Annotated in this window: 19 protein-coding genes; 16 read left to right on the top strand and 3 right to left on the bottom strand. The window is 70.9% G+C overall.

What is annotated here, in order from left to right:
- Positions 1–149 precede the first annotated feature (149 nt).
- The 5 genes from ACFQVC_RS15175 to obgE all read left to right on the top strand — a co-directional run bounded on the left by ACFQVC_RS15175 (position 150) and on the right by obgE (position 8,243).
- Positions 150–4,307 (top strand): ribonuclease E/G, encoded by a 4,158-nt coding sequence (locus ACFQVC_RS15175; protein WP_381830909.1) that lies wholly within the window; start codon positions 150–152, stop codon positions 4,305–4,307.
- A 200-nt stretch (positions 4,308–4,507) separates the two neighbouring features.
- Complete coding sequence (locus ACFQVC_RS15180) at positions 4,508–5,851, top strand: phospholipase D-like domain-containing protein (RefSeq protein ID WP_381831061.1); 1,344 nt, start codon at positions 4,508–4,510, stop codon at positions 5,849–5,851.
- A 205-nt stretch (positions 5,852–6,056) separates the two neighbouring features.
- Complete coding sequence (rplU, locus tag ACFQVC_RS15185; RefSeq protein WP_381830910.1) at positions 6,057–6,377, top strand: 50S ribosomal protein L21; 321 nt, start codon at positions 6,057–6,059, stop codon at positions 6,375–6,377.
- A 14-nt stretch (positions 6,378–6,391) separates the two neighbouring features.
- A complete protein-coding gene (gene rpmA, locus ACFQVC_RS15190) occupies positions 6,392–6,646 on the top strand; it encodes a 50S ribosomal protein L27 (protein ID WP_381830911.1) in 255 nt (84 codons plus the stop codon).
- Between the two features lie 157 nt (positions 6,647–6,803).
- Positions 6,804–8,243 (top strand): GTPase ObgE, encoded by a 1,440-nt coding sequence (gene obgE / locus ACFQVC_RS15195; RefSeq protein ID WP_381830912.1) that lies wholly within the window; start codon positions 6,804–6,806, stop codon positions 8,241–8,243.
- A 252-nt stretch (positions 8,244–8,495) separates the two neighbouring features.
- Here the strand turns inward: obgE and ACFQVC_RS15200 are convergent, their stop codons facing one another.
- Together ACFQVC_RS15200 and ACFQVC_RS15205 are read right to left on the bottom strand one after the other, a co-directional pair.
- Positions 8,496–10,595, bottom strand: a complete 2,100-nt coding sequence (locus ACFQVC_RS15200; RefSeq protein ID WP_381830913.1) for a hypothetical protein — start codon at positions 10,593–10,595, stop codon at positions 8,496–8,498.
- A gap of 151 nt (positions 10,596–10,746) precedes the next feature.
- Positions 10,747–11,925, bottom strand: coding sequence for an acyltransferase family protein (locus ACFQVC_RS15205; protein WP_381830914.1), 1,179 nt, complete (start codon positions 11,923–11,925; stop codon positions 10,747–10,749).
- Between the two features lie 281 nt (positions 11,926–12,206).
- Between ACFQVC_RS15205 and proB the strand changes: the two genes are divergently transcribed.
- From proB to ACFQVC_RS15230, 5 genes are all read left to right on the top strand, one after another.
- Complete coding sequence (gene proB, locus ACFQVC_RS15210; protein WP_381830915.1) at positions 12,207–13,313, top strand: glutamate 5-kinase; 1,107 nt, start codon at positions 12,207–12,209, stop codon at positions 13,311–13,313.
- Between the two features lie 292 nt (positions 13,314–13,605).
- Positions 13,606–14,067, top strand: coding sequence for a hypothetical protein (locus ACFQVC_RS15215; protein WP_381830916.1), 462 nt, complete (start codon positions 13,606–13,608; stop codon positions 14,065–14,067).
- A gap of 299 nt (positions 14,068–14,366) precedes the next feature.
- Positions 14,367–15,671 carry a glutamate-5-semialdehyde dehydrogenase gene (locus tag ACFQVC_RS15220; protein ID WP_381830917.1) on the top strand — a complete coding sequence of 435 codons (1,305 nt, stop codon included), beginning with the start codon at positions 14,367–14,369 and terminating at the stop codon, positions 15,669–15,671.
- Between the two features lie 70 nt (positions 15,672–15,741).
- Positions 15,742–16,341 carry an SCO2584 family spore wall biosynthesis protein gene (locus ACFQVC_RS15225; protein WP_465270594.1) on the top strand — a complete coding sequence of 200 codons (600 nt, stop codon included), beginning with the start codon at positions 15,742–15,744 and terminating at the stop codon, positions 16,339–16,341.
- Positions 16,342–16,439: 98 nt separating this feature from the next.
- On the top strand, positions 16,440–17,528 hold the full coding sequence (locus ACFQVC_RS15230) for an SCO2583 family membrane protein (RefSeq protein ID WP_381830918.1): 1,089 nt from the start codon (positions 16,440–16,442) through the stop codon (positions 17,526–17,528).
- Between the two features lie 13 nt (positions 17,529–17,541).
- Here ACFQVC_RS15230 and ACFQVC_RS15235 read toward each other — a convergent pair whose 3' ends face one another.
- Entirely contained in the window at positions 17,542–18,645 is a 1,104-nt protein-coding gene (locus ACFQVC_RS15235; RefSeq protein WP_381830919.1) for a M48 family metallopeptidase, read from the bottom strand.
- A gap of 212 nt (positions 18,646–18,857) precedes the next feature.
- On the opposite strand from ACFQVC_RS15235, the gene ACFQVC_RS15240 reads away from it, so the two are divergent.
- From ACFQVC_RS15240 to ACFQVC_RS15265, 6 genes are all read left to right on the top strand, one after another.
- Complete coding sequence (locus ACFQVC_RS15240; protein WP_381830920.1) at positions 18,858–19,046, top strand: hypothetical protein; 189 nt, start codon at positions 18,858–18,860, stop codon at positions 19,044–19,046.
- Positions 19,047–19,172: 126 nt separating this feature from the next.
- Positions 19,173–19,337 carry a hypothetical protein gene (locus tag ACFQVC_RS15245; protein ID WP_381830921.1) on the top strand — a complete coding sequence of 55 codons (165 nt, stop codon included), beginning with the start codon at positions 19,173–19,175 and terminating at the stop codon, positions 19,335–19,337.
- Positions 19,338–19,392: 55 nt separating this feature from the next.
- Positions 19,393–20,019: a nicotinate-nucleotide adenylyltransferase gene (nadD, locus tag ACFQVC_RS15250; protein ID WP_381830922.1), complete on the top strand. Its 627-nt coding sequence runs from the start codon at positions 19,393–19,395 to the stop codon at positions 20,017–20,019.
- 16 nt (positions 20,020–20,035) lie between these two features.
- Positions 20,036–21,796 (top strand): LCP family protein, encoded by a 1,761-nt coding sequence (locus tag ACFQVC_RS15255; protein ID WP_381830923.1) that lies wholly within the window; start codon positions 20,036–20,038, stop codon positions 21,794–21,796.
- A 163-nt stretch (positions 21,797–21,959) separates the two neighbouring features.
- Entirely contained in the window at positions 21,960–22,403 is a 444-nt protein-coding gene (gene rsfS, locus ACFQVC_RS15260) for a ribosome silencing factor (RefSeq protein WP_381830924.1), read from the top strand.
- On the top strand, positions 22,400–23,068 hold the full coding sequence (locus ACFQVC_RS15265; RefSeq protein ID WP_381830925.1) for a histidine phosphatase family protein: 669 nt from the start codon (positions 22,400–22,402) through the stop codon (positions 23,066–23,068). Before rsfS ends, ACFQVC_RS15265 begins: the two co-directional genes overlap by 4 nt.
- The last annotated feature ends 63 nt before the right edge of the window (positions 23,069–23,131 follow it).

Here is a 23,131-nt window from a genome sequence, read left to right on the forward strand (position 1 = left end):
CATCGCGTACGGAACCGGCGAGACAGACAAAGAGAGCTCCCGTGCGGCGCCCGCGCCTCCCGGACGGCGGCCCCGCGCATCGCGCGCCGGCCGCGGACGTCACCGGTCACAGGCGCGGCGCCCGGGAGCCTGACGGGAGAACCGCCCGCATGCTCGAGCCGAACGAACCCGGTGTGACCGGGGAAGCCGAGGATCACAGCAACGCCCCTGGCGACAAGCTGCCGCCGCGCCGCCGGCGCCGTGCCGCTTCCCGCCCCGCGGGGCCGCCCGCGGCATCGGCCGCACAGAGCGCCACCGACGCCGCCGAGAGCGCGGCCGTCGCCATACCGGCCGCGGACCCCGCTGTCGCCGAAGAGGCCGATGAAGCCGCTGCCGCAGCGGCCGAGGTCACCGGCGTGAGTGCCGCACAGGCCACCGTGACCAGGGCGCCCGCCGCCGCGGCGGCCGAGGCGCAGGACGAGCAGGCCACCGCCGCGCCGCGCACCCGGCGCCGGGCGACGCGTCGCGCGTCCGCGCCCGCCGGTGCGCCGAAGCCCGTCGAGGAGACCGCCGTCGAGGAGACCGTGGTCGCCGCCGACGAGCCGGCCGCCGTGGCCGCCCAGGATGCCGAGGCCGTGACCGCCGGCGCCGAAACCGCCACGGATGAGGCCCCGCGCCGTAGCCGTCGCCGCGCCACGCGGAAGGCGACCGCCCCCGCCGGTGCCCCCAAGAACGCCGAGACCACCGAAGAGGCCCCCGCCGCCGTCCGGCAGCAGGAGCAGGCCGCTCCGGCCGCCGCCGCGGAGCCCGTCGCTGCGGAGCCCGCCGCCGAAGAGCCCGCCGCCGAGGCGCCCCGTGCACGTCGCCGTGCCACTCGTAAGGCGACCGCTCCCGCGGGGGCGCCCGCGCAGGCCGCCGATGAGCCCGCCGAGGCCCCCGCCGCCCCGGCTGCCGAGGCCCCCGCCGCCGAGGCCGAGGCCGAGGAGGACGCGACGCGTGGGCGTGCGCGCCGTCGTGCGACCCGTAAGGTGACCGCCGCCGCCGAGGCGCCCGCGCAGGCCGACGAGGCCGCCGCCGAGAGCGCCCCCGCCGATGAGGCCGCCGTTGCCGAGGCGCCCAAGCGTGGTCGCCGCCGTGCCGCCCGCAAGTCCGCGGCGATCTTCTCCGCCCCCGGTGCCGAGGCCCGCGAGGAGGAGCAGGAGGACGAGGGCGGCCGCCGTCCGAAGCGTCCCGCCGTCGCCGTGTTCCAGGCCCCGGTGTTCACCGAGCCGATGTTCCAGACGCCCGAGCGCGCCGCGGCCGCCGCCGCTGCCGAGGCCGCCGACGACACCCCCGATGAGCAGCCCGCCGCTGCCGAGGAGGAGCCCGCCACCGGTGGGCGCCGCCGTCGTCGGCGCCGTGGCGAGCCCGCCGAGCCCGCGGCCCCGGCCGCCGAGGCACCGGCGAAGCAGGAGCCCGCGGAGGCCGAGCCCGCCGAGCCCGCCGAGGCCGCCGAGTCCGCCGATGACGCCGACGGTGACGACGCCGACGAGCAGGGCGGCCGGCAGGGCCGTCGCCGCCGCCGCGGTGGCCGTCGCCGCCGCCGTGGCGACTCCGCCGACGGCGCCGACGACACCGCCGATGGCGATGACGACACCGCCGCCGAGCAGGCCGCGCAGGACGCCGAGGACACCGCCGAGCAGACGGAGGAGGACGCCGAGGACGAGCGGGACGAGCGCTCCGAGTCCGGTGGCTCCGCCAGCAGCCGGCGCCGCCGCCGTCGCCGCCGTCGTGCCGGTGACAGCGGCAACGAGGCCGAGCCGGGCGACGGCGACCCGGAGCGCACCGTCGTCAAGGTGCGCGAGCCGCGCGCGAAGAAGTCCGCCGACGACTCGACGCCGTCCGACGAGGTGCAGTCCATCAAGGGCTCGACCCGTCTGGAGGCCAAGAAGCAGCGCCGCCGCGAGGGCCGCGAGCAGGGCCGCCGCCGGGTGCCGATCATCACCGAGGCCGAGTTCCTGGCCCGCCGCGAGGCGGTCAACCGGGAGATGATCGTCCGGCAGAACGGCGACCGCACCCAGATCGGCGTGCTCGAGGACAACATCCTCGTCGAGCACTACGTCAACAAGGAGCAGTCGACCTCGTACGTCGGCAACGTCTACCTGGGCAAGGTGCAGAACGTCCTGCCGTCGATGGAGGCCGCCTTCATCGACATCGGCAAGGGCCGTAACGCCGTCCTGTACGCCGGCGAGGTCAACTTCGAGGCGCTCGGCATGGCCAACGGCCCGCGCCGTATCGAGTCCGCGCTCAAGTCGGGCCAGTCGGTGCTCGTGCAGGTCACCAAGGACCCCATCGGCCACAAGGGCGCCCGCCTCACCAGCCAGGTGTCGCTGCCGGGCCGCTACCTCGTGTATGTGCCCGAGGGCTCGATGACCGGCATCAGCCGCAAGCTGCCCGACACCGAGCGGGCCCGTCTGAAGACCATCCTCAAGAAGATCGTCCCCGAGGACGCCGGCGTCATCGTGCGCACCGCGGCCGAGGGCGCGAGCGAGGACGAGCTGCGCCGTGACGTCGAGCGTCTGCAGGCGCAGTGGGAGGACATCCAGAAGAAGTCGAAGCAGGCGTCGACCAGTTCGCCGAGCCTGCTCTACGGCGAGCCGGACATGACCGTCCGCGTCGTGCGCGACATCTTCAACGAGGACTTCTCCAAGGTCGTCGTCAGCGGTGACGAGGCCTGGGAGACCATCCACGGCTACGTCCAGCACGTCGCGCCCGACCTGGCCGACCGGCTGCAGCGGTGGACCTCCGAGGTCGATGTCTTCGCGACGTACCGCATCGACGAGCAGCTGATGAAGGCCCTGGACCGCAAGGTCTGGCTGCCCAGCGGCGGTTCTCTTGTCATCGACAAGACCGAAGCGATGATCGTGATCGACGTCAACACCGGCAAGTTCACCGGCCAGGGCGGCAACCTCGAAGAGACCGTGACGAGGAACAACCTCGAAGCGGCCGAGGAGATCGTGCGCCAGCTGCGCCTGCGTGACCTGGGCGGCATCGTCGTCGTCGACTTCATCGACATGGTCCTGGAGTCCAACCGGGACCTGGTGATGCGCCGTCTGCTCGAGTGCCTGGGCCGTGACCGTACGAAGCACCAGGTCGCCGAGGTCACCTCGCTCGGCCTTGTGCAGATGACGCGTAAGCGGGTCGGACAGGGGCTCCTGGAGTCCTTCTCCGAGACCTGCGTGCACTGCAACGGCCGTGGCGTCATCGTGCACATGGAGCAGCCGGGCTCCTCCGGCGGTGGCGGCGGCAAGCGTTCCAAGAAGCGCGGCGGCCGCAAGGACGGGCACGAGCACGAGCACACGCACGAGCAGGTCTCCGAGCCGTCCGGCAAGGACAAGCCGGAAGAGGCCGAGACCGCGGCCGAGGTCGCAGCCGAGGCCGCCGCTCCGGCGAAGCTCGCCGAGCCGGACTTCGCGCCGGACGAGGAGCTGTACAGCAGCGCCGCCGAGGCGGAGGCCGCCGCGTCGACCCGTGGGCGTTCACGCCGCAGGGCGACCCGCAAGGCGTCGGCGCCGTCCGGCTCCCCGAAGCCGGCGGCCGAGGCGGAGACCCCGGTCGTGGCCGAGGCCGCGCCCGAGCCCGCGCCGGCCAAGGCCGAGGCACCCGCGCAGGAGGCACCGGAGACCGGTGGTGGCGAGGAGGCCGCGCCCAAGGGCCGTACGCGCCGCCGGGCCACCCGTAAGGCCTCGGCTCCGGCCGGTGCGCCGAAGGTCGCGGACGAGGCGCCTGCCGCTCCGGCTCCGGCCGCCGCGGCCGAGCCCGCCGAGTCGCCGGTCCAGGCCGAGGACCCGGTCGCGCCGGACGAGCCGGTGGCCACCGGGCCCGTGGCCGAGCCCGCGCCCAGCGCTCCCGCGCGGCCGCGTCGCCGTGCGGTGCGCAAGGCCGCGGCGCCGACCGCCTCCGAGGACACGGCCGTCGTGGTCGTATCGGCGGAGCAGTCCGAGGCCAAGGAGGCGCCCGAGGCGCCGGCCGGGGACGCGGCGAAGGACGAGCCCAAGACGAAGTCCAGGGCGAAGGCCAAGTCCGCGGCCAAGTCGGTGGCCAAGGACGAGGCGAAGTCCGACGGCGAGGCCGAGGCCGCGTCCGAGGACGGGGCTCCGGCCAAGAAGGCCGCGCGGAAGTCGGCGAAGAAGGCGACCGCGAAGAAGGCCGCGACGAAGAAGACGGCCGCCAAGAAGACGGCTGCGAAGAAGACGACGGCCAAGAAGGCGTCGGCCAAGAAGACCGCGGCGGCGGAGCAGCAGACGCTGCCGTCGGTGTCGGCCTCGGCCGCGTCCGACGAGGGCTGACCGCCCCGGCCGTAGCGCCTCGACGCCCCCGTGCAGGGTTCTGCACGGGGGCGTCGGCATTTCCGGTCTGTCTCGATGGTGGCGACTCGCTACAACCGCGCCGCAACTCTGTGTAAAACTCATACGTCACACAAATGAACCGCGGCTGTGCGTTGGGGAGACGACCGGCTGAGGCAGGGGAGGGAATGGCAGTGGCGCGTATGCGTCTCAAAGGCACGGGTCGACACCGTGCGGGAAAGCCGGTGATCGGGGGCCGGCAGGCCGCGGCGCTCGCCACGGTGTTGTCGGCGGCCGGGGTGCAGCTGGCGGGCGGTGCGGGAGCCGCGGCCGCCGTGGAGCCGCCGGCCTGGACCGAGGGGCCGATCTTCAACGATCCACTCGGCACCACAGATCAGCAGTACGCGATACGCACCCGGCTCGTGCAGCTGACCGACGCCGCGCTGCCCGGTTCGACGATCAAGGTCGCGGTCTATCACGTCTGGGAGGCCACGGTCGTCAACGCGCTGGTGAACGCGCAGGCCCGCGGTGTCAACGTACAGATACTGCTCGACGAGACCAGCGTCAGCGACCGGCCCACGAACACCTCGTACGCCACGCTCAAGAACGCCCTCGGCACCGACCGCACCAAGCCGTCATTCGTGTCGCTGTGCCCGGCCGGCAGGTCCTGTCTCGGCGACCCGAAGTTCGGGAAGTCGATCATGCACAACAAGTTCTGGCTGTTCTCGGAGGTCGAGGGCGCCCGGGACGTGGTCGTGCAGACCACCTCCAACTCCACGCCGTCCGCGCACACCAAGTTCTTCAACGACGCGCTGCTGCTGCCGGACAACCCCACGCTGTACGACGCGTACGCGGGCTACTTCGACGACATGATCGCGAAGGACTGGCGGAACTGGCGCTACCGCACCGTGAGCAACGGCCTCTACAAGGCGTACTTCTTCCCGCGGGCCGGCACGACGAACGACACCGACACCGTGTACTCGGTGCTCAACAACGTGAAGTGCACCTACAAGGACGCGGCCGGGGTCACCCAGCGCACCAAGGTGCGGGTCGGGATCTTCAAGCTGACCCGGCAGGAGATCGCGGACAAGCTGGTCGCCCTGAAGAAGTCGGGCTGCTCGGTGTACGTGACGTACGCCGAGACCGACAGCGCCGCCAGCCAGGGCGGCACGAAGGGCACCTGGGAGACGCTGCACACCTCCGGCGGCCCCTCGGTGCGCTGCTACAACGACGACCGGGACCCGCTGAACCCCGGCCAGAAGCTCACCACGCCGTACATCGTGCACAACAAGTACGTGCTCATCGACGGCGTCTACGACGGCAAGCGGAACAAGGTCTCCTTCACCGGCTCGGGGAACTACACCGCGCCCGCCCTGCGCGAGAACGACGAGGCGATAGTGAAGGTCGACGACGACGCGGTGCACGATGTGTACCGGACGCACTTCGACCGGCTGCGGACGGTGGCCTGGCCGGGGAGCGCCGACGCCACGAACCTGTGCAAGGGCGTGAAGCCGCTGCCGCCGGACGGTGAGAAGCCGACCCGCTGAGCACGGTACGGGGCCGGTTTGACCCTTCCGGGTGGGCCCCGTAACCTTGAGCGTCGGCGTGTCCATCGGCACGTCCCACCCCTGTAAACCTTTTTCCTCCCGGATTCCCGGGAGCCTCCTGCGGCTCACGCCCGGGAGAGGCCGAGCGTCTTGTGCGAGCGGCTGGACTGCGGGGGTCCCGTTTCGAGTCGGAGGAGAGATCCGCGTGTACGCCATCGTGCGCAGCGGTGGCCGCCAGCACAAGGTTGCTGTCGGTGACATCGTTGAGGTTGACAAGCTTTCTACTGCCCAGGTTGGCGACACGGTCGAGCTCTCGACCCTGCTGCTCGTCGACGGCGAGTCCGTGACCAGCGACCCGTGGGTTCTGGCCGGCATCAAGGTCCAGGCCGAGGTCGTGGACCACCACAAGGGCGCGAAGATCGACATCCTTCGCTACAAGAACAAGACCGGCTACCGCCGTCGTCAGGGCCACCGCCAGCAGTACACGGCGATCAAGGTCACTGAGATCCCCACGGCTGCGAAGTAAGGGACTGAGGAGAGATGGCACACAAGAAGGGCGCATCGTCCACTCGGAACGGTCGCGATTCCAATGCTCAGCGGCTCGGCGTGAAGCGCTTCGGCGGTCAGGTCGTGAACGCCGGTGAGATCCTGGTCCGCCAGCGCGGCACCCACTTCCACCCGGGCAACTCCGTCGGCCGCGGCAAGGACGACACGCTGTTCGCGCTGACCGCCGGTGCGGTGGAGTTCGGTACCCACCGTGGCCGCAAGGTCGTGAACATCGTCCCGGTCGCCTGAACGGCTTCCTGACCGGTACTTTTCGCGAGGCGGACCTCACTTCCCGTACGGGAAGCGGGTCCGCCTTTCGCGTGTTTTGAATAGATGCAGCACCGCTGTTCCGTATCGGGTGCGGCACCGCTGAGAAATTTCCCCTTGCTTCTGGAGGCACCGAACCATGACCACCTTCGTGGACCGCGTCGAGCTGCATGTCGCCGCGGGTAGCGGGGGCCACGGCTGTGCCTCCGTCCACCGTGAGAAGTTCAAACCGCTCGGCGGTCCCGACGGCGGCAACGGCGGCCGTGGCGGCGATGTCATCCTGGTCGTCGACCAGTCGGTGACGACGCTGCTCGACTACCACCACTCGCCGCACCGCAAGGCGACCAACGGCAAGCCCGGCGAGGGCGGCAACCGCTCGGGCAAGGACGGCGAGGACCTGGTCCTGCCCGTCCCCGACGGCACGGTCGTCCTCGACAAGCAGGGCAATGTGCTCGCCGACCTGGTCGGCCAGGGCACCACCTTCGTCGCCGCACAGGGCGGCCGCGGCGGCCTCGGCAACGCGGCCCTCGCCTCGGCCCGCCGCAAGGCCCCCGGCTTCGCGCTGCTCGGTGTCCCCGGTGATCTGCGGGATGTCGTCCTGGAGCTGAAGACGGTCGCGGATGTCGCGCTCGTCGGCTACCCCAGCGCCGGCAAGTCCTCGCTGATCTCGGTGCTCTCCGCCGCCAAGCCGAAGATCGCCGACTATCCGTTCACGACCCTGGTGCCCAACCTCGGTGTGGTGACGGCCGGTTCGACCGTCTACACCATCGCCGACGTGCCCGGTCTGATCCCCGGCGCCAGCCAGGGCAAGGGCCTGGGCCTTGAGTTCCTGCGCCATGTCGAGCGGTGCAGCGTGCTCGTGCACGTCCTGGACACGGCGACGCTCGAGTCGGACCGTGACCCCGTCTCCGACCTCGACATCATCGAGGCGGAGCTGCGGGAGTACGGCGCGGGCCTGGAGAACCGGCCGCGGCTCGTCGTCCTCAACAAGATCGACGTACCCGACGGCAAGGACCTCGCCGAGATGGTCCGCCCGGATCTGGAGGAGCGCGGCTACCGCGTCTTCGAGGTGTCCGCGGTCGCGCACACCGGGCTCAAGGAGCTGTCCTTCGCGCTTGCCGAGCTGGTCGCCGGCGCCCGGGCCGCCAAGCCCAAGGAGGAGGCGACCCGGATCGTCATCCGGCCCAAGGCCGTGGACGACGCCGGGTTCACGGTCGTACAGGAAGAGGACGGTCTCTTCCGGGTGCGCGGCGAGAAGCCGGAGCGCTGGGTGCGGCAGACCGACTTCAACAACGACGAGGCCGTGGGCTATCTCGCCGACCGCCTCAACCGCCTCGGTGTGGAGACGGAGTTGATGAAGGCCGGTGCCCGCTCGGGCGACGGTGTCGCCATCGGCCCCGAGGAGAACGCGGTCGTCTTCGACTGGGAGCCGACGATGGCCTCCGGCGCGGAGATGCTGGGCCGCCGTGGCGAGGACCACCGCTTCGAGGCCCCGCGCCCCGCGGCGGTGCGCCGCCGCGACAAGCAGGCGGAACGGGACGAGGCGGACGAGGAGTTCGACGAGTTCAAGCCGTTCTAGCCGGTTCGGTTGTACTGGGAGGGGGCGCCGTGACGGTGCCCCCTTTCCCGTGACCAGGGGCGCCGTCGATCGCCCTTCGGGCTCGTCCTCAATCGCCGGGCGGGCTCAAATATCGAAACCGGACGGGCCTCAGGTACCGAAAGCGGACAGGCTCAAGTACCGAAACCGGACAGGCTCGCAGACGAAGAAGGGGCCCGGGACATCATGTCCCGGGCCCCTTCTCGCCTACCGCTCACGCAGTTCGCGTACCGCTCACGCGGTGACTTCCTCCGCGCCGTTCGGGTCCGACTCCATCTCCTCCGCCGCGTGCTCCGCTGCCTCGTCGCCCGTGCGCTGGGACGGGATCTCGGAGGCGAGGCGGGACTCCATGCGCAGACGTCGGGCATCCACCTTGGCGCACAGGGCGCCGATCGCGGCGTTGAAGCGGTCGATGGACGGCGGGTCCGAGGGGCCGAGCAGATGTTCCTTGAGCTCGGCACGGGCCTCGGCGAAGCGGTCCTTCTCCGGGTGGCGGACCGACTCGAGGAGCGCGGCGACACCGTCCGCCTCGGGGGCGAGGATCGTGGCCGCGCGCACCGTCGGGAAGCCGGCCTTGAACTCCGTCTCGGACAGGCCGGAGGTGTTGGCGACGGCGTACGGCTTCTCGCTGCTCAGCCAGTCCGAGACGACCGAGGAGACATCGCTGATCAGCAGCTCGGCCTGGTTGAAGCAGGAGAAGATCGGCGGGCGGGCGGAGGTGATGATCTGGTGCTCCCACTCGGGGAAGGAGTCCCAGTACGCCGTGTCCCAGGCCGCCGTCGCCGCGGCCACCGCCGCTTCGCGGTCACCGTCGGGGGCGCTCTGCAGCAGCATCCGCTCCATCTCGTCGGCGCTGGTGCGGAACGACGTGGAGGTGAGCCGGTCCAACTCGGCGGTGCGCAGGGCGAGTTCCTGGGCGGCCTCGGGGCCGGGCCGGGCGCCGGAGCGCTTGGTGTTGGCCTCGCGGATCATCGCCTTGATGCGCTCGTTGGCGAGGCCCGCGCGGGGGTCCTGGGAGCCGGTCATCGGGTGCGGCTTGTAGAGCAGCCGGACCTTGGGGTCGGCGAGCAGCTCGCGCACGATGTTCTCACCGGCGAGGACCACCGACGTATTGCCGGGGTTGCCGTCCCAGCCCTCCCAGGTGGGGGCGTACAGGACGGTCGTGTATTCGCGCTTGCCCGCGGCCGCCTGGTCGTCGTAGCGGCGGATCGGGGACAGCTGCGGGCGGCCCACCTCCACGACGTCCTTGTCCTCGACGCCGATGTCCGCGAGCTGGTAGCGGTCGCGGGCGGCGGGTCCTGCGACCCAGACCTCGTCGTAGGCCTTGGCGTAGGGGTTGCAGGAGGAGAGCTTGTCGCTCTCGCCGTGGTTGATGAAGGCGTGCTTGAGCGTCGGGATGCGCAGCACCTGCGAGGTCTTCGCCGCGTTGGCCGGGTGCAGCATCATCTTCAGCGTCGAGTTCTCCAGGGCGAACATGTTCGCGACCTTGGGGACGCACAGGATGGGCACGTCGGTGGCGTCGATCTTCTGCACCATGAACCGCTCGCGCAGCACGATCAGCGGCTTGCCGTCGACCTTGGCGAGGGTGGAGAGCCACATGTTCGCCTGGTACGCGGAGGTGGTGCCGCCGGAGAAGTACATGGCGACGGTCGGCTGGTAGTCGTCGAGCCACTTGCCGAGCCACTCGATGACCTTGGCGTCGTTCGCCGCGCGGTTCTTCGGCAGCAGCCAGGTGGCGAGGTAGAAGGTGCCGCCCGCCATGAGGGCGAGGGAGACGCCGACGCCGATGGCGCCCGGGTACACGGTCGTGCTGATCGCCGAGCCGAGCAGGCCCGCGGTGGCCGGGGCCGAGAAGACCAGGAGGCGGTGGGCCTGGCGGCGGGACAGGATGCGCGGCGGCGCGGCGCTCAGGCGCAGTGCCGAGGCGTCTATGTTGCGCGTGACGATCGGCAGCTGGCGGGTGCGCCGGACCAGGACGGCGAGCGCCTGGCAGGTGAAGTGCAGAACGTAGAAGGCGAGCAGCGCGATGGTGAGCGGCGCCTGCTCCTTCAGCGGGTTGATGCCGGGCAGCCGCAGCAGGCCGACCACGATCAGCATGTCGCGCAGGAGCTGGCGCACCGTCACGTCGAAGCGGATCTTGCTGAGCAGCGAGAGCAGACCGGGCTGCTTGTACTGCAGGTAGGTGTCGAGGGCCAGTCCGCCGGCGCTGGCGATGACGAAGACCGGCAGGTTCGGCAGCAGGGCGCTGGCGAGCTGTGCCGTGAAGAGCGCAAACATCGAGAGCAGCGCTGTCAGCTGCACGATGCGGCGGGGGGCGAGTCCGGCGGAGGGCACGGGCTGGGCTCCTGGCAGTTCGGATGAGGGGGGGATGCGACAGAAAAGAGCCTCGTGGGGAAGGCTGACCCCTGACCGTATGACTATCAGTGCCGCCCTAGCAATCTTCCGTGACATCAATCACCGGATACCGGGGCAAAGCCAATGAACCTCAGGGGGCGTTCTGTCGTCCGGCCTTGACGGGGGCTTCGGTGTGGTCGTGGCCCTCGTCGCGGTCGGAGGCCCTGCCGTGGTCGGAGGCGGCCGCCGTTCGCTCGGTCTGCTCGGTCCGCTCCGTCCGCCCGGTCCGCTCCGTCCGCCCGGTCCGCTCGCGCTGCTCGGGCCCCTCCGGCTCGCGCGGCAGCAGCCAGCGCGGGAACTCGGGCTCGACCAGTGGCCGCAGCAGCACACGTACCGGCTTGCCGGACAGGACGAGTGCCAGCGTGAGCCCGAACACGGCGAGTGCCGGGGCGGCCCAGGCGCCGAGGCGGCCGACGAGCACATCGAGGTCGAGGGCCTCGCAGGTCTGGATCACCAGTCCGTGCGCCAGGAACGGGAACATCGTGACGGCCCCGAGTGCGGTGAACCGGGTATGCCGGCCCGGCACCAGGGCGAAGAAGGCGGCGACGAGGACGGCGGAGAGCACGAAGAGCAGGAGCCGCATCCCGAGGTAGCCGGGCAGGCTGCTGTCCAGGTCCATGTAGCCGTACTGCATGTTGAACCAGTCCGGGTTGATCCCCGGAGCCAGCAGATACGCGCCCACCAGCGCGGCGACGAACACGAAGGGCGCCGTGCGGCGGACGCCCGCGGTGCGCAGCAGCCCGAAGTGCTCGGGGCGCAGCCGCAGGCCCAGGACGAACCACGGCAGGAACATCAGCACCCGCGGCAGCGCCAGGTCGTAGCTCATGGTCGTGGTGCCGGCGGCGAGGGAGACCAGGACCGCGAGGGCGACGGGGAACCGCACCGCCTGCCACAGCGGCGCGGTGAGCCGCCACAGGCACAGGGCGAGCAGAAACCACAGGACGTAGGTCGGCTCCGTCGGGTGGATCTTGAAGTGGCCGCCCGAGATCCACAGGTCGAGGGCCTGGTACGCGGTCTGGAACAGCAGATACGGCACCAGGACCTTGGTGGCGAGCGCCCGCAGCTGCGCGGGGCTGCCCCGGAAGCTCCGCGAGAAGTAGCCGCAGATCAGGATGAACGCCGGCATGTGGAAGAGATAGACGACGGTGTACACCGCACGTACCGCCGGAATGTCCGACTCCAGCGGCGACCAGCTGTGCCCGCAGACCACAAGGACGATCAGCAGGAACTTGGCGTTGTCGAAGAAGGGGTCGCGGCCGGGGGACGTCACACGGGGGACCCTACGTACGGAGCCTGTGGCCCACGCCCGCCGAAAGTCCTGGACCTGGCGGGCCGAAAGTCCCGCTCCGCACATCCCGCCCCTCGAAACGCGGAGGCGGGCCGGCGGCGGACTCACGTAGATTGCAGGACCAGCAGGTCGAGGATGTCGAGGTTGTCGCGGATTCAGGACCGGGCAGGCCGAGGATCCTGGACCGGTAAGTCGAAGATTCAGGCCGCATCGGTCGGGGCGCACTTCAGGGGACGGACGTGTCAGGCGCAAGCAGGAAGGGTGTGGCGGAGGCCCGCCGCATCGTCGTCAAGGTCGGCTCCTCGTCGCTCACCACCGCATCGGGCGGTCTGGACGCGGACCGCGTGGACGCCCTCGTCGACGTTCTCGCCAAGGCCCGCAGCGGCGGCGAGAAGGAGATCGTCCTGGTCTCCTCCGGCGCCATCGCGGCCGGGCTCGCGCCCCTCGGTCTGCGCCGCCGCCCCCGTGATCTGGCCCGCCAGCAGGCCGCGGCCAGCGTCGGGCAGGGGCTGCTCGTGGCCCGCTACACGGCCTCTCTCGCGCGTTATGGCGTACGCGTCGGACAGGTGCTGCTCACCAGCGACGACATGGCCCGTCGCGCCCATCACCGCAACGCCTCGCGCACCCTCGACCAGCTGCTCGCCATGGGCGCGCTGCCGGTCGTCAACGAGAACGACACGGTGGCCACCGACGAGATCCGCTTCGGCGACAACGACCGGCTCGCCGCCCTCGTAGCCCATCTCGTCCACGCCGACCTGCTCGTCCTGCTCTCCGACGTGGACGGCCTGTACGACGGTGATCCGGCCAAGCCGGGCAGCTCACGGATCGAGGAGGTGCGCGGCCCCGCCGACATAGCGCACGTCCAGATCGGCAGCGCGGGCAAGGCGGGTGTCGGCACCGGCGGCATGGTCACCAAGGTCGAGGCCGCGCGGATCGCCGCCGCGGCCGGTATCCCCGTGGTCCTCACCTCCGCGGTGCACGCCGCCGACGCGCTCGCGGGGCGCCCCACCGGCACCCACTTCCACAGCACCGGGCGCCGTTCCGCCGACCGCCTCCTGTGGCTGCAGCACGCCTCGACGCCGCAGGGTGCGCTGACCCTGGACGAGGGGGCGGTGCGCGCGGTCACCGAGCGGCGCACCTCGCTGCTGCCCGCCGGGATCAAGGCGGTCGAGGGTGAGTTCAGCGCCGGTGACCCGGTGGAGCTGCGGGACACCGACGGGCGCCCGGTCGCCCGCGGGCTCGTGAACTTCGACGCCAAGGAGATCCCGCAGCTGATCGGCCGCTCCACGCGGGAGCTCGCCAAGGAGCTGGGGCCCGCGTATGAACGCGAGGTCGTGCACCGGGACGATCTGGTGGTCCTGCACGACTGAGGGGTACGGGGCGGTCGCCCTGCACGACCGAGGGGTACGGGGCGGTCGCCCTGCACGACCGACTGCCGAACCGGGCAATTCGGTCGCTCTGTGCAGCTCACGGGATGATCCGGTCGTTCCGTACGGCTGAATCTGATGCTCCGCCCCGAAAATCCGGCCGAAATGCCCTGCCCTGACTGAGGGACCTTCCGTAAAAACGCCACGCGGAGCCCTGTGGACTGGTCAACTTTGTTGCGGGCCAGGTGTTGCGGGGCAGAGGTCCGCACGACGAAGGCAGAGCAGGAGGCCGCTGGTGAGACGAGCGCGCCCTGGGACGGCGTCCCGGCATGGGGAGCGGACCCTGATGAGTGTCACGGCGGGGGACAGCCATGCGGAGCCGGACGGGCAGATGGACCACACCAAGGATCCCGACGAACCACGCCTCTGGCACGTCACCCTGAGCGTCTCGGGCTCCGCGGCCCCGCTGCCGGACATCAGGCGAGCCCTCGAACAGCTCGCCCACGATCACCCCTTTCTGCTGACCAGCCGGTACGCAGGCGATCACGCGGAGATCCGCTACTGGGAAGAGGCCCGCGATCTGCACGACGCCGCCGCGGTCGCCCTGCGCCTGTGGGGCGAGCACCGGCAGAGCGCGCAGCTGCCGCCGTGGGAGATCGTCGGCCTGGAAGTGATCGACCGGGACACCTACCACCAGCGCATCGCGGAAGGCTATGGCCCGCCGCCGGCCGCACCCGTGGGCGTACACCCTTTTTGAGTCCCGTCACAACGGTCGTTTCAAGCCGTCTTGTCCCGGACGTCACGGGAACAGAACCAGGCGCCATAAGTCCGGGCGTCACGGCAACAGAACCGGGTGCCATGAGTCCGGGTGCCATGAGTCCAGGTGTCACAGGGGAGGGCGACGCCCCCGACGGCTGACCGGACGCCTGACCGTATGCCTGACAGGACCCCGGCGCGGCTGCCCCGCCGACCGTGCGGCCGGCCGCCGTCCCGCCCCATGTCTCGCAGTGCGGAATACCCGCTGGACGGCCGCCGCGCCCCGGCTACCCTGCGAGCATGACCTCGCTCTCCCCGTACGCCGACATGACCCCGGTCGCCCAGGCCGCCTATCGCGCCCGTGCCGCGGCCGCCGATATCGCGCCGCTGCCACGGGCCACGAAGGACGACGCGCTGCTCGCCATCGCGGACGCACTCGAAGTGCGGACGAAGGAGATCGTCGAGGCCAACGCGCAGGACATCGCCAAGGCCCGCGAAGCCGGCACCAGCGAGTCGATCGTCGACCGCCTCACGCTCACCCCCGAGCGCGTCAAGGCCATCGCATCCGACGTGCGCGACGTGGTGGCCCTGCCCGACCCGGTCGGCGAGGTGGTGCGCGGCTCGACGCTGCCCAACGGGATCGATCTCCGTCAGGTACGCGTCCCGCTCGGCGTCGTCGGGATCATCTACGAGGCCCGGCCCAATGTCACCGTGGACGCCGCCGCCCTGTGCCTGAAGTCCGGTAACGCGGTGCTCCTGCGCGGCTCGTCCTCCGCGTACCACTCCAACACCGCACTCGTACGCGTCCTGCGTGACGCCGTGGGCGGTGCCGGCCTCCCGGCCGACGCCGTGCAGCTGGTGCCCGGTGAATCCCGTGACTCCGTACGGGAGTTGATGCGTGCCCGCGGCCTGGTGGACGTGCTGATCCCGCGCGGCGGCGCCTCCCTGATCCGTACCGTCGTCGAGGAGTCCACGGTCCCGGTGATCGAGACCGGCACGGGCAACTGCCATGTGTACGTGGACGCGCAGGCCGACCTCGACATGGCCGTCGACATCCTGGTCAACTCCAAGGCGCAGCGCCCCAGCGTGTGCAACGCCGCCGAGACGCTGCTCGTGCACCAGGACATCGCCGCGGAGTTCCTGCCGCGCGCCCTCGACGCCCTCGCCGAGGCCGGGGTCACCGTGCACGCCGACGAGCGGGTGCAGGCGTACGCCGAGGACTCCAAGGCCACCGTCGTGGCGGCGACACCGGAGGACTGGGAGACCGAGTACCTCTCGTACGACATCGCGGCCGCCGTCGTCGACTCCCTCGACAAGGCCGTGGAGCACATCCGGCTGTGGACCTCGGGCCACACCGAGGCGATCGTGACGACCTCGCAGCAGGCCGCGCGCCGCTTCACCCAGCTCGTGGACTCCACCACGGTCGCCGTGAACGCCTCCACGCGGTTCACGGACGGCGGGCAGTTCGGCTTCGGCGCCGAGATCGGGATCTCCACCCAGAAGCTGCACGCCCGCGGCCCGATGGGGCTGCCCGAGCTGACCTCGACCAAGTACATCGTGACGGGCGACGGGCACATCAGGGACGGTGGCCGCCGGAGCTGCTGAGGCGCACGCGGCGTCGGTCGAATTCCCTTACTCTCTGCCCAAACTGACCCCCCAGGTCTACTCTGGATTCGTGCCGGAGGACGTGGGGGGTTCGCCGTTTCCCGACGGCTGGGAGCCCGACGACGACCACGACCGCGGGGGCGCGGACGAAGAGTTCGCCTCCGTGGTCTTCGACGAGGACTTCGTGCGGGCCGCGGAGATCCATGAGCCCACCGCGGTGGAGCGGCTCCTCGCCGCCGCCGAGGCGCGCGCGGAGACCGAGCAGCACCGCGGCCGCGCCCGCCGCAAGGGGCCGGATGACGATCTCGACGACTTCTACGACGCGTACGAAGGTCCGGGCACCCACCCGGCCGGACACGACCGTAGCCCGGACGGATACGGCGAATCCGGCCATGAACCCGGCCCCTACGACCTCTATGACCCGCGGGCCGCGGAGGAACTGGGCGGGCGCCGAGGCCAGGGCCGGTGGCACCGGCCCGTCGCCTGGATGCTGGCCCTCCTGATGGGCATAGGCATGGTCGCCCTCGCCTTCACCGCCGTCTACCGCGGCGCCTCGTCGGGGCGCCAGGACCAGGTGCCGCCGCCCGCGACGACCGGTGTGGACACGGGGCCCTCGGCGTCGGCCGATTACTCCGCGCCACCGGTTTCGGTGCAGCCGCGCACTCCCTGAGACGGTCTGCGGCCGCCGGCGCCAACTTCTCCGTGTCCCCGAGAAGTTGACGTGTACCAGGGCGTTTACCTTCGGCTCCGGAGACCTACCCTGAAAGTATGGCCGGGCCTGGAGACCCACCTGAGGGCACACCCGAAGGCGTCCCCGGTGGTGGAGAGGAAGAGTACCGATCCGTCGTCTTCGACGAGTCGTTCGTCCGTGCTGCGCGGCTCGAGGAGTTCTCCGCGCGCGAGCGCCTCGGTGAGCACGCCCCGGCCGTGCGCCGCCGCTCCGGACGCCCCGTCGGTGCGACCGCCAAGTCCCTTCCCCGGCAAGGTCTGATCCTGGTCGTGCTGATCGCCGTGGCCTTCGGAACCGCGATCTACATGGGCGTACGCCACCCTGCTCCGCCGCCGCCGGCGCGGCCCGCTGAGCCGCTGCGGATGACGGTCATTCCGCTGGTGCCGCAGGGCCCGGTGCCGGGGGCGAAAAAGGCCGCCGACCTCTACGAGCGCAGCCCCGCCGCGCAGTTCAAGTCCGGGGCCGCCGGAATCACGCTGCCCGCCGTGCGGCGCACCCCGCACTTCTCCGACAGCCAGGTGATGACCGCCCTGACCACCGCCAAGGACTATCTCGTCGAGTCCTCGCTCGACCCGGGCGTGCTCACCGGGGACGCCGTACGGCCGGTGCGGATCCTGCTCGATCCGGAGCAACTCGAGCAGTTCGACCGGAGCTTCGACCGGCCCCTGGCCGACGGGCGGCATGCGGCCACCGGCTGGCTGGTGCGCTTCGACCCGACGAAGAGCGCCCTCGCTGATCACAAAGTACGGGTCCAGGGCACGCTGCACGCCGCCGAGGCGGGCCCCGACACCCTTGAGGTGACCTCCGACCACACCTTCGTCTATGCGCTGCGGCCGGTGGGCGGCGGCGACGGCGAACGGGTCTCCCTGTTCACCGTCCGGCGCGAGCTGCACTTCCGCTTCGACCGCGAGGATCTGCAGCGCCACCAGGCCGAGGTGCTTGTCTCCTACCTCCAGGCCGGACCGCTGGCCTGCGGCGCGGACTCGGCGTCCCGGCTGCGGCCGCTGCACGCCGGAGAGACGGCGAAGGCGGGCGGGCCCGCGGGCACCGATCCGTACGCGACCGGGGGAGTGACGGCGCTGTGCGGGTCCCTGGCGGCGTCCGCACAGCCGTCCCCGCGGGCCTGATGCCGCCGCGGGTCTAACTCCCGGTGCCCGCGGGGCCGTTGTCGTCACTGCCGTCGCCTCCGGGGGTGCTCCCGCCGTCCCTGGGGGTGCTTCCGCCGCCGGTGAACTTGCCCCGCAGCTTGCCGCCCAGGTCGCCCGCGCCGCCCGCGATGTCCGAGACCAGCTTCATGAGCGGGTCCTTGGAATCACGTATGTCACTTGCGTAGTTGGACGCGGACTGGCGGAAGGAGTCGGAGACCGAGGTGTCCTTGTCCTCCTCGCGCTTCGGGTAATGGCCGTCCATGATCCGCTGGTAGTCGCGGGACTCGGACCACTTCTTCAGCTCGGCCGCACGGACCGTGGTGAAGGGGTGCGAACGCGGCAGAATATTGAGGATCTTGAGGACCGAGTCGCGCAGGTCGCCGCCCGCCTCGTACTCCTCGGCCTGCTCCAGGAACGCGTCCACGTTCATCTCGTGCAGGTGGTTACCGCCGGCGATCTTCATCAGGCCGCGCATCGAGGCCTGCAGATCCTGGCCGACGAGCAGGCCCGCGCGGTCGGCGGAGAGCTCGGACTTGCGGAACCACTCGCGCAGCGCCGTGACGATCGCCATGATCGCGACATTGCCGAGCGGGATCCACGCGACCTTCAGGGCGAGGTTGGTGAGGAAGAGCAGGATCGTGCGGTACACCGCGTGGCCGGAGAGGGCGTGGCCCACCTCGTGCCCGACGACGGCGCGCATCTCCTCCTCGTCGAGAAGCTCCACCAGGCCCGTGGTCACCACGATGATCGGCTCGTCGAGACCGATGCACATGGCGTTCGGCTTCGGGTCCTGTGTCACGTACATCGGGGGGACCTTCTCCAGGTCCAGGATGTAACAGGCGTCCCGCAGCATGGTGTTGAGATGGGCGAACTGGGCGTCGCTCACGCGCACCGAGTCCGACAGGAACAGCAGACGCAGGCTGCGCTCGGGCAGCAGGCCGCTGAGAGCCTTGAAGACGGTGTCGAAGCCGCTGAGCTTGCGCAGGGCCACCAGAGCCGAGCGGTCCGCCGGGTGTTCGTACGCCCGCGATGAGATCCCGGGAAAACGCCGGCGCTGGCGGCCGGGCAGATTCTCGTGGCTTCCGTTTTCGGTCATGTGGCCCCCATGTGGCTGCGAGTGGTCCCACGGATCGCGTCGTCCGCTGGTCCTGCGATGTCCGCGCACCGGTCCCGCTGTGTCCGCGGCTGTTCCCGCCCCCCGAGAACGTCCAGCCTATGCGGTTCAGTTCCGGGCGCGCGGGGTCGGCTCCGGATGCGTGGTGATCGCGGGCTACCGTGGGCGGGCAGCACACCGAAGGAGTACGCGCCATGGACTACCGCAGCGCCGTCCTGCTCGCCGCCGAGCATGCCGAGCACATCGGGCTCGCAGCGAAGGAGCAGGGCCCCGGCAATGTGATCCGCGTCGTCCTGGTCGTCTCCCTCCTGGGCGCGGCCCTGCTCGCCTGGTTCCTCCTGCGCGGCTACGGCAAGGACGCGGACGACGACGCGGATGCCTGAGCCGACGGGGGCGCCGATGCCCGAGTCGACGCGGATGCCTGAGTCGGCGTGAGCCCGCGCAGGCCGCCCGCTTACGATGTGCCAGAAGTCTCAAGCCCGCTCCCACCCGGATAGGTCCTGCCGACGATGAGCCTCCACAGCACCGCAGCCCAGCTGGTCTCCCTCGCTTCCGAGGGCGGCGAGCACGTAGACGAGCACGCGAGCATCAGTCCCTACATCACCGGTGGCGGCGCGCTCCTCGCGCTGCTCCTGCTGCTGTGGATCACCACGCGGTTCAACCGCGACCGCTGAGCCCGACCCCGCCGCCGACGGGGCCGGTCGCCCTGGGCCGGTAGGGTCTGCACGCATGGGAGAGCAGGACATGCCTACCGGCCCGTCGCTTACGGGCAAGCGCCGCCTCGGCGTCATGGGCGGAACGTTTGACCCGATCCACCACGGACACCTGGTGGCCGCCAGTGAGGTGGCCGCCCAGTTCCACCTGGACGAGGTGGTGTTCGTGCCGACCGGGCAGCCCTGGCAGAAGAGCCACAAAAGCGTCTCCCCGGCCGAGGACCGCTATCTCATGACGGTCATCGCGACCGCGGAGAACCCGCAGTTCTCGGTCAGCCGCATCGACATCGACCGCGGTGGAGCGACGTACACCACCGACACCCTGCGTGATCTGAGCGCGCTCAACCCCGATACGGATCTGTTCTTCATCACCGGGGCCGACGCCCTCGGCCAGATCCTCACCTGGCGGGACACGGAGGAACTGTTCTCCCTCGCGCACTTCATCGGCTGTACCCGGCCAGGGCACACCCTGACGGACCCGGGGCTGCCGGAGGGCGGGGTCTCGCTGGTCGAGGTCCCGGCCCTCGCGATCTCCTCGACGGACTGCCGGGCGAGGGTCGCCAAGGGGGACCCTGTCTGGTATCTGGTGCCGGACGGCGTGGTGCGTTACATCGACAAGCGCGAGCTGTACCGCGGCGAGTGAGCCGAGAGGGGCACCGGTGAACGACCGACAGTACGACCCTTACGACCCGTACGCCGGCCAGTACGAGATCGTCGGCTACGACGAGTACGGGCAGCCGGTGTACCAGCAGGTCGCGCCGCAGCAGCCCCAGCAGGCCCAGCAGGCCCAGCAGCCCCAGCAGGCCCAGGGCTACGACCCCTACGCCTCGCAGCAGCAGGTCCCCCAGCAGCCCCAGGGGTACGGCTACGACCCGTACGCCGCCGCGTCCGGCACCGGCCAGCAGCCGCCGGTCCAGGACTACGGCCGGCAGCCGCCCGCTCAGGACCACGGACAGCAGTCGCCGGGCCAGGGCCAGGACTACGGACAGCAGTACGGCGGGCCCGCCGGCCAGGAGCCCTCGTACGACCCCTACGACCCTTACGGTCAGGCGGCCGGCACCGGGCAGCAGCCGCGCGTCGACGAACAGACCGCCTGGGTGCCGCAGCAGCAGCGGCCCGAGCCCCGGCAGCGGCGCCCGGAGCCCCCGCAGCCCGCGCATGAGGACCGCGACTACCGCACCGAGCAGTTCGAATTCATCGAGGAGCCCGACGAGGACTCCGAAGACGTCATCGACTGGCTGAAGTTCACGGAGTCCCGCACCGAGCGCCGCGAGGAGGCCAAGCGACGTGGCCGCAACCGCGTGGTCGCCCTGATCGTGGTCCTCGCGCTCGCCCTCGTCGGCGGCGTCGGCTACCTCTGGTACGAGGGCAAGCTGCCCGGCATCTCCGGTGCGGAAGGGGACGATCCGGCGGCGAGCGGACCGCAGAAGCGCGACGTCATCGTGCTGCACCTGCACAACACCAAGAAGCGCGGCACATCCACGGCGCTGCTCGTCGACAACACCACCACCGAGCAGGGCGCCACCGTGCTGCTGCCCAACTCCCTGTCCGTGACCGACGAGGACGGCGCCGCCACCACTCTGGGCAAGTCCGTCGACGAGGACGGCGCGGGCGGCACCCGCGAGGCCATCGACTCGCTCCTCGGCACCAGCATCGAGGGCACCTGGCGCCTCGACACCCCCTATCTGAACAACCTCGTCGAACTCGTCGGCAACATCGAAGTCAGCACCAACACCGACGTCCCCGACCCCGAGGCGAAGAAGAAGGGCGAGGCGCCGCTCGTCAAGAAGGGCGAGCAGCAGACGCTGAGCGGTCCCATGGCCGTCGCGTACGCCACCTACAGGGCGCCGGGTGAGTCCGAGACGGCGCAGCTGCAGCGCTTCGGCGCGGTCATGCAGGGCGTGCTGCGGAAACTGTCCAGCGACCCGCAGGCCGCCACCACCACGGTCAAGACCCTCGCCCAGATCCTGGACCCGTCTCTCAAGGAGAACGACCTGGGGGCCTCGCTCGCCAAGCTGGCCGAGCACGCCAAGAACGGCGACTACAAGACGTCGGTCCTTCCCCTGCAGCAGGACGGCACGCTCACGGACCGGGCCACCGACAGCGTGGTCAAGGACGTGCTCGGCGGCAAGGTCAAGAACCCCGACCAGGGCGACGCGATCCGGATCAACGTCTCCGGGGACGCGAAGTCCGTGCAGAACGCCCGCGTCGACCTGGTCAACGGCGGCTACACCGTGGTCCAGGGCAGCGCGTCCGGAGGGACCGCCTCGCAGGTCACCTACGCCGAGGCGGACAAGAAGGCCGAGGCCGCCGAGGTCGCCAAGACCCTCGGGCTGCCCGCCGGTGCCGTCAAGAAGGGCAAGGTCACGGCGAACGCGGACATCGGGGTCGTCCTGGGCTCCGACTACCGAGCCGGCTGACGGCCCTCGCCGGGGCTGCGGAACGCCGGGGGAACCCGGGTGCACACGCGCGTGCGCCCGGGTTCCGCGTATGTGCTCCAGGGGTCCGAGTAATCGTTTGGGGTGCTGTCGGCGGTCCGTGAGACCCTTGAGGGGTACTGACCGCCTAAAGAAAGCCCTCGTAGTGACCGCGACGGACCGCTCCATCGAGCTCATCAACGTTGCCGCGCAGGCGGCAGCCGACAAGCTCGCGCACGACATCATCAGTTACGACGTAAGCGACGTCCTTGCCATCACGGACGCCTTCCTTCTCGCCTCCGCGCCCAATGACCGCCAGGTCAAGGCGATCGTGGACGAGATCGAGGAGCGCCTCAGCAAGGAGCTCGGCGCCAAGCCCGTGCGCCGTGAGGGCGACCGCGAGGCCCGCTGGGTCCTCCTGGACTACGTGGACATCGTGGTGCACGTCCAGCACAGCGAGGAGCGCGTCTTCTACGCCCTCGAGCGCCTGTGGAAGGACTGCCCCGAGCTCGACCTGCCGGCCGACGCCAAGGCCACCCGCGGCAAGGGCGCCGAGCACGCCGAGCAGGAGGCGGCGGAGGCCGACGAGCCTGCCGGGGACCTGCGATGACCTCGCAGCCCTTCTCGAACGCGGGCGGCGTCCGCGGCCGCCGCCTCATTCTGTGGCGGCACGGCCAGACCTCCTGGAACCTGGAGCGCCGCTTCCAGGGCACCACGGACATCGAGCTGACCGAGGAGGGTGTGGCCCAGGCCCGCCGCTCCGCCCGTCTGCTCGCCTCCCTGAAGCCGGACGCGATCGTCGCATCCGACCTCAAGCGCGCCGCCGCCACGGCCGCCGAGCTGGCGGCCCTCACCGGCCTCGACATCACGCATGAAGAGGGCCTGCGGGAGACCTACGCGGGCAAGTGGCAGGGCCTCACGCACGACGAGATCATCGCGCAGTACGGCGAGCAGTACGCGGCGTGGAAGCGCGGCGAGCCGGTGCGCAGGGGCGGCGGTGAGCTGGAGACCGAGGTCGCCGACCGGGCCGCGCCCGTCGTCCTGCGGCACGCGGACAAGGTGCCCGAGGGCGGCACCCTCGTCGTGGTCAGCCACGGCGGCACCATCCGCACGACCATCGGCCGTCTCCTCGGCCTGGAGTCGCACCACTGGGAGGGGCTCGGCGGCCTCTCCAACTGCTGCTGGTCCGTCCTCGGCGAGGGCGCCCGCGGCTGGCGGCTCCTTGAGCACAACGCGGGCACACTGCCCGAGCCGGTGCTCGGCGACGACGACTGAGCCCGCCCGCCGATGGCCTGGGGACCGGATTTCACTTTCCGGCAGGTCGCAGGCTAAAGTTCT

It is taken from the genome of Streptomyces monticola (genome assembly GCF_042665355.1).
Lineage (GTDB): Bacteria > Actinomycetota > Actinomycetes > Streptomycetales > Streptomycetaceae > Streptomyces > Streptomyces monticola.

Coding starts and splice junctions, on each gene's coding strand:
- ACFQVC_RS15240 (WP_381830920.1), top strand. CDS start 18,858: ATGGACTACCGCAGCGCCGTCCTGCTCGCCGCCGAGCATGCCGAGCAC.
- ACFQVC_RS15220 (WP_381830917.1), top strand. CDS start 14,367: ATGACCTCGCTCTCCCCGTACGCCGACATGACCCCGGTCGCCCAGGCC.
- obgE (WP_381830912.1), top strand. CDS start 6,804: ATGACCACCTTCGTGGACCGCGTCGAGCTGCATGTCGCCGCGGGTAGC.
- ACFQVC_RS15235 (WP_381830919.1), bottom strand. CDS start 18,645: ATGACCGAAAACGGAAGCCACGAGAATCTGCCCGGCCGCCAGCGCCGG.
- ACFQVC_RS15175 (WP_381830909.1), top strand. CDS start 150: ATGCTCGAGCCGAACGAACCCGGTGTGACCGGGGAAGCCGAGGATCAC.
- ACFQVC_RS15180 (WP_381831061.1), top strand. CDS start 4,508: ATGCGTCTCAAAGGCACGGGTCGACACCGTGCGGGAAAGCCGGTGATC.
- rpmA (WP_381830911.1), top strand. CDS start 6,392: ATGGCACACAAGAAGGGCGCATCGTCCACTCGGAACGGTCGCGATTCC.
- ACFQVC_RS15265 (WP_381830925.1), top strand. CDS start 22,400: ATGACCTCGCAGCCCTTCTCGAACGCGGGCGGCGTCCGCGGCCGCCGC.
- ACFQVC_RS15245 (WP_381830921.1), top strand. CDS start 19,173: ATGAGCCTCCACAGCACCGCAGCCCAGCTGGTCTCCCTCGCTTCCGAG.
- nadD (WP_381830922.1), top strand. CDS start 19,393: ATGGGAGAGCAGGACATGCCTACCGGCCCGTCGCTTACGGGCAAGCGC.
- ACFQVC_RS15230 (WP_381830918.1), top strand. CDS start 16,440: ATGGCCGGGCCTGGAGACCCACCTGAGGGCACACCCGAAGGCGTCCCC.